Source organism: Sulfurimonas sp. (assembly GCF_016744025.1).
Classification (GTDB): domain Bacteria; phylum Campylobacterota; class Campylobacteria; order Campylobacterales; family Sulfurimonadaceae; genus Sulfurimonas.
On the sequence record NZ_JADGFC010000118.1, the window covers coordinates 1 to 8110 of the forward strand.

At 30.6% G+C, this 8110-nt stretch carries 7 protein-coding genes and 1 pseudogene; 7 read left to right on the top strand and 1 reads right to left on the bottom strand.

What is annotated here, in order from left to right:
• Positions 1-465 precede the first annotated feature (465 nt).
• A complete protein-coding gene (locus QZZ48_RS12760; protein ID WP_294966491.1) occupies positions 466-663 on the bottom strand; it encodes a hypothetical protein in 198 nt (65 codons plus the stop codon).
• 253 nt (positions 664-916) lie between these two features.
• On the opposite strand from QZZ48_RS12760, the gene QZZ48_RS12765 reads away from it, so the two are divergent.
• From QZZ48_RS12765 to QZZ48_RS12795, 7 genes and pseudogenes are all read left to right on the top strand, one after another.
• On the top strand, positions 917-2383 hold the full coding sequence (locus QZZ48_RS12765; RefSeq protein ID WP_294966492.1) for a peptidylprolyl isomerase: 1467 nt from the start codon (positions 917-919) through the stop codon (positions 2381-2383).
• A 1-nt stretch (position 2384) separates the two neighbouring features.
• The gene (ftsA, locus tag QZZ48_RS12770; RefSeq protein WP_294966494.1) at positions 2385-3743 is read left to right on the top strand and encodes a cell division protein FtsA; all 1359 of its coding nucleotides are present in this window, start codon (positions 2385-2387) and stop codon (positions 3741-3743) included.
• Positions 3744-3754: 11 nt separating this feature from the next.
• Entirely contained in the window at positions 3755-4873 is a 1119-nt protein-coding gene (gene ftsZ / locus QZZ48_RS12775) for a cell division protein FtsZ (RefSeq protein ID WP_294966496.1), read from the top strand.
• Between the two features lie 82 nt (positions 4874-4955).
• The gene (locus tag QZZ48_RS12780; protein WP_294966498.1) at positions 4956-5393 is read left to right on the top strand and encodes a hypothetical protein; all 438 of its coding nucleotides are present in this window, start codon (positions 4956-4958) and stop codon (positions 5391-5393) included.
• An 8-nt stretch (positions 5394-5401) separates the two neighbouring features.
• Entirely contained in the window at positions 5402-6058 is a 657-nt protein-coding gene (locus QZZ48_RS12785; protein ID WP_294966500.1) for a Crp/Fnr family transcriptional regulator, read from the top strand.
• Positions 6051-7016 (top strand): hypothetical protein, encoded by a 966-nt coding sequence (locus QZZ48_RS12790; protein ID WP_294966502.1) that lies wholly within the window; start codon positions 6051-6053, stop codon positions 7014-7016. Before QZZ48_RS12785 ends, QZZ48_RS12790 begins: the two co-directional genes overlap by 8 nt.
• A 131-nt stretch (positions 7017-7147) precedes the next feature.
• Positions 7148-8110: pseudogene (locus tag QZZ48_RS12795) on the top strand (cytochrome C); the annotation flags it as partial.

Here is an 8110-nt window from a genome sequence, read left to right on the forward strand (position 1 = left end):
GCGGATTAAGTAAAAGTTTGAAGCTAAACTTAGTAGATTATTATCTTGTGAATTATAAGAAAAAGTAGAAAATTATGCACCCGTTTTTTTAATTAAGTCGAATTTTCTCATGAGCTTCATTTAGTTTTTTTTCAGTTTTTCTCATAAATTTAGTGTAGTAAAATATAAGAGCAACTATTATTATCCCAACTATTAAGCTCATCGCAATTATAAGAGCTATCAAAAACTTAAACTCAGCACTAGTATCTAAAAGTACACATACAGCTTACCTACTTCTTTACCTGTAATATCCTTAAATGCAGTACTATGAACATGATATGTATGTCTTCCATTTTTAACTTCCATATTAGTAATGTCTTTGCTACTGTTTAGAACTTCTTGGAGTTCTAAGCTATATATTTCAAACTTGTATCAACAACATAGAAATCTTTTAACTCTTTATAGTATCTATTCTTACTAGAATATTTAGTCAACAAAGTTATCAATATCACTTGTTATAGTTTGTGAAAGTATAGTAGATACATTTTGAAAAACTTCATATGACTGTTTTTTTATATGAAGTTTTTGTAGATAGTACATTCCTAATATTGATACAGTAGCGATGAGGAGTAGCCCTAGAACAAATGGAAGAACTACTTTTAGAGCTATCTTTGATTTATTCAATTTTATCTCTTTTCATATAAACTTAGTTTATATAATTGGTCTAAAAATATTCTACAATCAAAAAACTGTGCTTAATTTTCATATCATAAAGTACTATATATTCTTTAAGTTTTGTTAAGCTACTTTACTGTTTTAATCATTAAATTATGTTTTTATAAGTGTTTGTCAAAACTTAACTAATAAGCCTTTTATCAAGGTTTAATACGAATTTACCTAGAATTACAAAAATATCATACATAAGGTAATAAACTAGATGATTACATGGATGCAAAGACATAAAAAATACCTCATAATTACTATCTGGATTTCAACAATCGCTTTCGTTGGAGCAGGTTTTGTTGGCTGGGGACAGTACTCATACGGTGATAAAGCTGGAGCAGTAGCAAAAGTAGGAAATGTAGAAGTTACTATGGGTGAACTTCAAAAGACATACTCAAACCTTTATGCTCAATATAACAAAATGTTTCAAGGCAATTTTGACGAAGAAAAAGCAAAAAGTTTTGGTCTTCAGTCTCAAGCACTTAAGCAACTTACAGAACAAGCACTAATAATTAACCTTGCATTGTCTTATGACTTAGAGATTAATGACACGGAACTATTAAATGAGTTAAAAAATCAAGAGTACTTCTTTAAAGATGGTGTTTTTAATAAAGAAGTTTATAAGCAAGTTCTTTCAAGAAACAACATGAGTATTAAAGAGTATGAAGATGATGTTAAGAAACAACTTCTTATACAAAAAGCTTTAAAACTACTTCCAGTTGATGTTAGTAAAAATGAATTAGACATAGTTAATAGTATCTTGAGAATCGCTGACAGAATTAACTATAAAATTTTAAGTGATGAAAAGATAAAAGTTGACACTTCAGATGCTGTTCTTAAACCTTTTTGGGAAGCAAGACAACAAGACTTTATGCATGAAGTTACTTATGAAGTTAAGTATATTAAACAAGAAAGACTATCAAATAAATATGAAGATTCTAAAATCAATGACCACTATACTGCAAACAAAACTCACTTTAAAGATGTAGAAGGTAAATTATTACCATTAGAGGGTGCAAGAAGTTCAGTTATTATCGAGTTAGATGAAAAAGCAACTAAAGATGCAGCACTAAGAGCTTACATAGCTTACAAAAAAGGTAAATTAGCTTCTGATGTAGAAGTTTTAAGTGAAGTAATATCTACTTCTAAAAATCCTTTTGGCGCTGAGGCTTTAGACAAAATATCTAAACTATCACTAGTTTCTCCTTATCTAAAACCAATTATAGTAAAAGATGAATACTATACATTTGAATTAGTTAAAGTTAATCCTTCAAAAGCAAAATCTTTCGAAGAAGCAAAACAAGAAATTTTACCTATGTTTGTATCAGAACAAAAAAAGATGAAACTTTTAGAATTAGCTAAAAACTCTGTATCTACATTTACAGGAACTACAACAGACTTTGTTACAAATGCAGATGCAGCTAAAATCACAGATATGAATATTGAAGATGCTAATGAATTTCTTATAGCACTTTTTTCTTCCCAAGATAAGAGAGATTTCATTTCATTAAAAAATGGAAATATTGTTTTATACAATATTTTGGAACAAAAACTGCTTGATAAAACGAATATTGATATAGACAATCCAATTGTCAGATTAAAAAGTGCTATGTTTAATGAAGGTCTAATTAAAAACCTAAAAAACAAGTACAAAACAGAGATTTTTATCGAAGGACTCTAAGTTGAGCAAAACTGTTTTAGCCATAGATATTGGCTCTACAAAAGTATGTGCTATCATTGCCGAAATTGCTGATGATGGTACTATTGCTATAACTGGTGCTGGAACATCAAAAGCGCAGGGTTTAAAAAAAGGAAGCATTACTAATATAGAGTTAGCTTCTAAGTCAATAAAAACAGCTCTCAATGATGCTAAAAGAGTATCTGGAAGTGATGTAAAAACTGCAGTTGTCTCTATCTCTGGTGCTTATACAAAAAGTTTAAATTCAAACGGTATTGTCAATATACAAAACAAAGAAATTAGTTTTAAAGAGATTGAACGTGTTATGCACACATCTCTATATAATGCCAATATCCCAAATGAATATGATGTTCTTCACGCTCTTCCATTTAACTTTAAGGTTGATGATCAAGACTTTATAGAAGACCCTCTAGGTATGAATGCTTCTAGACTTGAAGTAGAAACTCATATTATAACTACACAAAAATCAAATCTTAACAACCTTAAAAAGGCTGTTCGTGGAGCTGGTATTGAAGTAGAAAATATAGTTCTTAATGGTTATGCTTCTTCTATAGCAACTCTAAACCAAGATGAAAAAGAGTTAGGTGTAGCAGTAATTGATATGGGAGGCAACACTAGTAATATTACAATTCATTCTGGTAATTCTATTAGATATAACGACTTTTTAGGCGTTGGTTCTAACCATGTAACTAGTGACCTGTCTATGGCTCTTCATACACCATTAAATATCGCTGATAGTGTAAAACTAAGTTACGGCTCACTTTTAACTCCAAGTAATGAGCTAATAGAACTTCCAATTATCGGTGATGAAAATACAACTCATGAAGTATCTCTTGAAGTTGTTCATAATGTTATCTTTGCAAGAGTTGAAGAGACACTTATGATTTTGGCTCAGTTTATTGAAAATAGTGGGCTTAAAGACCAATTAGGTGCTGGAATAGTTCTAACTGGTGGTTTTTCTAAAATGGAAGGTATCAGAGATTTAGCAGTTGCTACTTTTGGCTCTGTACCTGTTCGTCTAGCTCGCCCTATTGAGATGGATGGACTTTTTGACAACCTAAGAAGTGCTGAATTCTCAAGTGCTATTGGTTTAGTTATGTATAGTGCTAGTAACTATACTCCTTATGAGATAGATGTAAATAAGAGAGTACGTCATTCAAATGAGACTCCTGTAGCAGAGAGTAATATCAATTTTACAAGTGAACCAGAGATACCTGTTGCTCCATCAGCAGAAGAAGAAAAAGAACAAACAATGGTTACTCTACCATCCAAAAAAGAGAAGAAAAGCGATGAAGCTGGAGCTTTTAGCAAATTTTGGAACTGGGCTACCCAGCTATTTTAAGGAGTGATATTATGGAACCATTTAATATTGAAGAAGCAGAAAGTTTAACTGGAGCAAGAATTATAGCAGTCGGCGTTGGTGGCGGTGGCGGTAATATGATTGGTCATATGATTAAAGAAGGTGTTACTGGAATCGAAATGATCATGGTAAATACAGATGCACAAGTTCTTCATGAAGCGGAGAGTGCTTCTAAGATTCAAATCGGCACTAAACTAACTAAAGGTCTTGGAGCAGGTATGAAACCTGTTATTGGTAAAGATTCTGCGTTAGAAAATTATGATGAAATCAGATCTGCTCTTGAAGGTGCTGACATTGTATTTATTTCTGCTGGTCTTGGTGGTGGTACTGGTACTGGTGCTGCTCCTGTAGTAGCTCAGATTGCCAAAGAAATTGGTGCTTTAACTATTTCTATAGTTACTAAACCTTTTGCATTTGAAGGTAGAAAACGTCTTAAACTTGCAGAAGCTGGGCTTGAAGAGTTAAAAAAAGAGAGTGACTCTATAGTTGTTATTCCAAATGATAAACTACTTTCTATTATTGATAGAAGACTTGGTCTAAAAGAAAGCTTTAAAATAGTAGATAGTGTTTTAGCTCAAGCAGTTAGCGGAACATCAGGTGTTATTTTATCAAGTGGAGAAAATGACATAAACCTTGACTTTGCCGATTTACAAACTGTAATGAGCCATAAAGGTATGGCACTTATGGGTGTTGGTGAATATGAGGGTGAAAATGCAGCTTATGAAGCTATCAAAGCGGCAATTGAGTCTCCTTTACTTGACAACATGACTATAAATGGTGCAATGGGTGTTCTTGTCCACTTTAAAATGCACCCTGATTTTCCTCTTATGGAAATATCTGATGCTATGAATGTTGTACATGAGAGTGCACATGAAGATGCAGAAGTTATTTTTGGTACTTCAACAGATGCTAATATAGAGCCTAACTATGTCAAAATAACTATAGTTGCAACTGGTTTTGAAAGAGAACTTAACACTAGTACAAACAATGAAGATTTTGTAAATGACACTCCAGCTCCAAAAGCTATTCTTCGTCCTAAACTAGTAGTTGGCGGTGACTTTGACGACAACTATTTAGATATACCATCTTATATGAGACAACAACAAGACTAAAAAACTCCTTTGAGGTTTTTTAGTCTCATACATTAATCAAATATCTACAGTATAATATTCTAAAAAAAAAAGAGTCAAAACCATGAAAAAAATATTTTTAATTTCACTTTCACTATGTGTTGCTTTACTAGCTGCTGATACGCCTACTAAAACTGGTATTTTTCCTGAAAAAGAAATGAAATTGCAAAAAAAAGAAATTGCAAGCTTAGTTGCAAAAGAGATTGCAAGCACTCTACCACAAGTAATAGACAAATATACAACTCTAGCATCTATAACAAATAAAGATACAACTCTTATTTATACATTTGAGATAAACACAGGTGTCAAAAGTGATGAAACTATACAAAAAGAAGACAGAACAAGAATGAAAGAAGCTGTTACTACAGGTATTTGTCAATCATCAAGTAAATTTCTTCAAGCTGGTATCAACACTTCATATGTTTATGTTAGTGCAAAAACCAAAGTACGTCTATTTCAGTTTGATATTGCGCAAAAAGACTGTCCTGTAGTTCTTAACTAGGACTTTTTTTGTCAGTCAAAAGTACAATAGAGTCTTTAGATTTTTTCAAAACTCTAAATTCTCAAGAGATTGAGCTCCTAACTTCTATCTCTACTATTCACTCATACAACAGTGAATATATACTCTATTATGAAAAAGAACATAGTAATAACTTACTTTTTTTAATTAGCGGATTAGCAAAAACATATAAAATAGATAAACACTCTAACGAAATATTTTTATACTACATATATAAAGAATCTCTGATCTCAGAAATCACAAATATAAAAAGTAAAACTCTTACATCCTTTTCAAATGTTTCGCTTATTGAAGACTCCCAAGTTCTTAGTATTGACTATGAACAATTTAAAAAACACTTTTTAGAAAAAAAACTACTCTGCTTAGAACTTGTTAATGAGATTAGCTTAAGATCTCAAAAAATAGAATCTCTAATAAACAGAGAGTTTATTTTTGACTCCGTTCAAAAAGTATCACAGATGCTAAATACAGACCTAGAAATGTTTAACAAGCTAAAAAGACATGACATCTCTCTTATATTGCATATACAGCCTGCAACTCTATCTCGTGTATTAAATAGACTAAAAAGAAATAAAATCATTGATATACTCCAAGGTCAAATCACAGTACTAAATACAATAGCTTTAAAGGAAATAGGAAATGACTAAAATAAAAGTAGCTGGCATATTAATTTTTATACTATCAATTGCTTTAGCTTTGCTATCAACTGATATTAATGAAAAAAACAAGTTCAATAATAAGCTTCTAGACAAAATAAATTCTCAAAAAAACATTACTCAAGAAATTTCTAAAGATATTTTTTTTATATACAAAAATAAAAATGTTTCTACAAAACAATTAGATGATTCTATTAAAGAATTTATTGATAATTTAAAAAATAGAGATCAAATAACAAAACATATGAATTCCATAGAAATTAAAAATCAAAGTGATGAAATAGTATTATTATGGGAAGAATTCCATCTCTATGTTAAAAATTTCAGAGATAGGAGAAAAGTAATAACAGCATATACTGATATTTTACTTGGAAGAGTTGTAAAAGATATTTACAATACAAATTTGCAACTAGTAGTAAAGTTTAATAAACTTATTAGCATGCACAATAAAAACTATGAAGAGACTATTAATAATTATAAAAGATTTCAATATATTTTATTCTTTGCTTTAGTATTTTTACTAATATATTTATTTACACAGCTAAAAGATGTAATAGTATTTATGCAAAAATTCATAAAAACTTCTAAAACTATTATTACAAACTCTAGTATTAAAGAATTAAAACCTATAAACATTAAGCAAAACAGTAAGGAACTATTAGAAGCTAGTAATAATTTCAATACTCTAGTAGATAAAATCAACAGTTCAATTGAACATTCTACAAATTCTATAGAGCACTCGTACCAGTCATTAGAAAATGTAGAAAACAATATAGAAGACTTTTTAGAGCTACTTAACGTCATGGATGAAGAACAAAATATAGATAAAGACTTAACTAAAAAAGAAGATGCATTAATTCAATCGCTTGAAGAGTTAACATCATCTACTATAAAATTACAAAATTTAAAATCTGACTTAAATAATCTTATTTCTAGCTATAAAAGTTAAATTTACTTAAATTTAATAATTAATTTTATATTTTGACCTTAGTCAAATTATTAGCCTCCAAAATATAATAATATTTTGAATCATTTGGGTATATTTCATTATATATTCAAAGGAATATTAAGGAGAATAAAATGACTAAGCATTTCAACAAGCTTACTTCACTTGTTTTAGGTACGACACTAGCTGCTACAATGGCATCAGCTGCTACGGGTGGTGAACTACAAAAAGTAATGAAGGCAAGAGGCTTAACTGAAAACGATGTAATTCGTGCTGCAAAAACTTACAACCCTACGGGTGGTAGAGACGAATTTATCGTATTTAGTTCGGGTGGACAATCTGGACAAGTAATCGTTTATGGTGTTCCATCAATGAGAATTTTAAAATACATCGCTGTATTTACACCTGAGCCATGGCAAGGGTACGGTTATGATGTTGACAGTCTTAAAATTTTAAGACAAGGTAACATTCGTGGTCGTGAAATAAATTGGGGAGATACTCATCACCCTGCACTTTCTGAAGTAAATGGTAAATATGATGGTAAATGGTTAGCTATTAATGATAAAGCTAATCCACGTATCGCTATTATCGATTTACACGATTTTGAAACTAAACAAATCGTAGTTAACCCTGTATTTAAATCAGCTCATGGTGGGGCTTTCTTTACTCAAAATAGTGACTATATTATTGAAGCTGCTCAATATGCTGCACCTTTTGATAATAACTATCACCCAATTGAAGAGTACAAAGAGTCATACCGTGGTGGTGTTACTTTATGGAAATTTGATCCTAAAAAAGGTCGTATTCAAGAAAAAGAATCTTTTACACTTGAATTACCTCCATATATGCAAGATCTAAGTGATGCTGGTAAAGGTGTTTCTGATGGTTGGGCTTTTACAAACTCATTTAATACAGAAATGTATACAGGTGGTATCGAAGTTGGTATGCCACCAAATGAAGCTGGTATGTCAAGAAATGACACTGACTTCTTACACGTATATAACTGGAAAAAATTAGCACAACTTGCTAAAAATAAGAAAAACTATAAAAAAGTTAATGGAATGAAAATTATTTCAATGAAAACAGCTGTTGCTAAC

Bases quoted from the DNA above. Each gene is read 5' to 3' on its own strand.
- QZZ48_RS12765 (WP_294966492.1), top strand. From the start codon at position 917: ATGATTACATGGATGCAAAGACATAAAAAATACCTCATAATTACTATC.
- ftsZ (WP_294966496.1), top strand. From the start codon at position 3,755: ATGGAACCATTTAATATTGAAGAAGCAGAAAGTTTAACTGGAGCAAGA.
- QZZ48_RS12780 (WP_294966498.1), top strand. From the start codon at position 4,956: ATGAAAAAAATATTTTTAATTTCACTTTCACTATGTGTTGCTTTACTA.
- QZZ48_RS12790 (WP_294966502.1), top strand. From the start codon at position 6,051: ATGACTAAAATAAAAGTAGCTGGCATATTAATTTTTATACTATCAATT.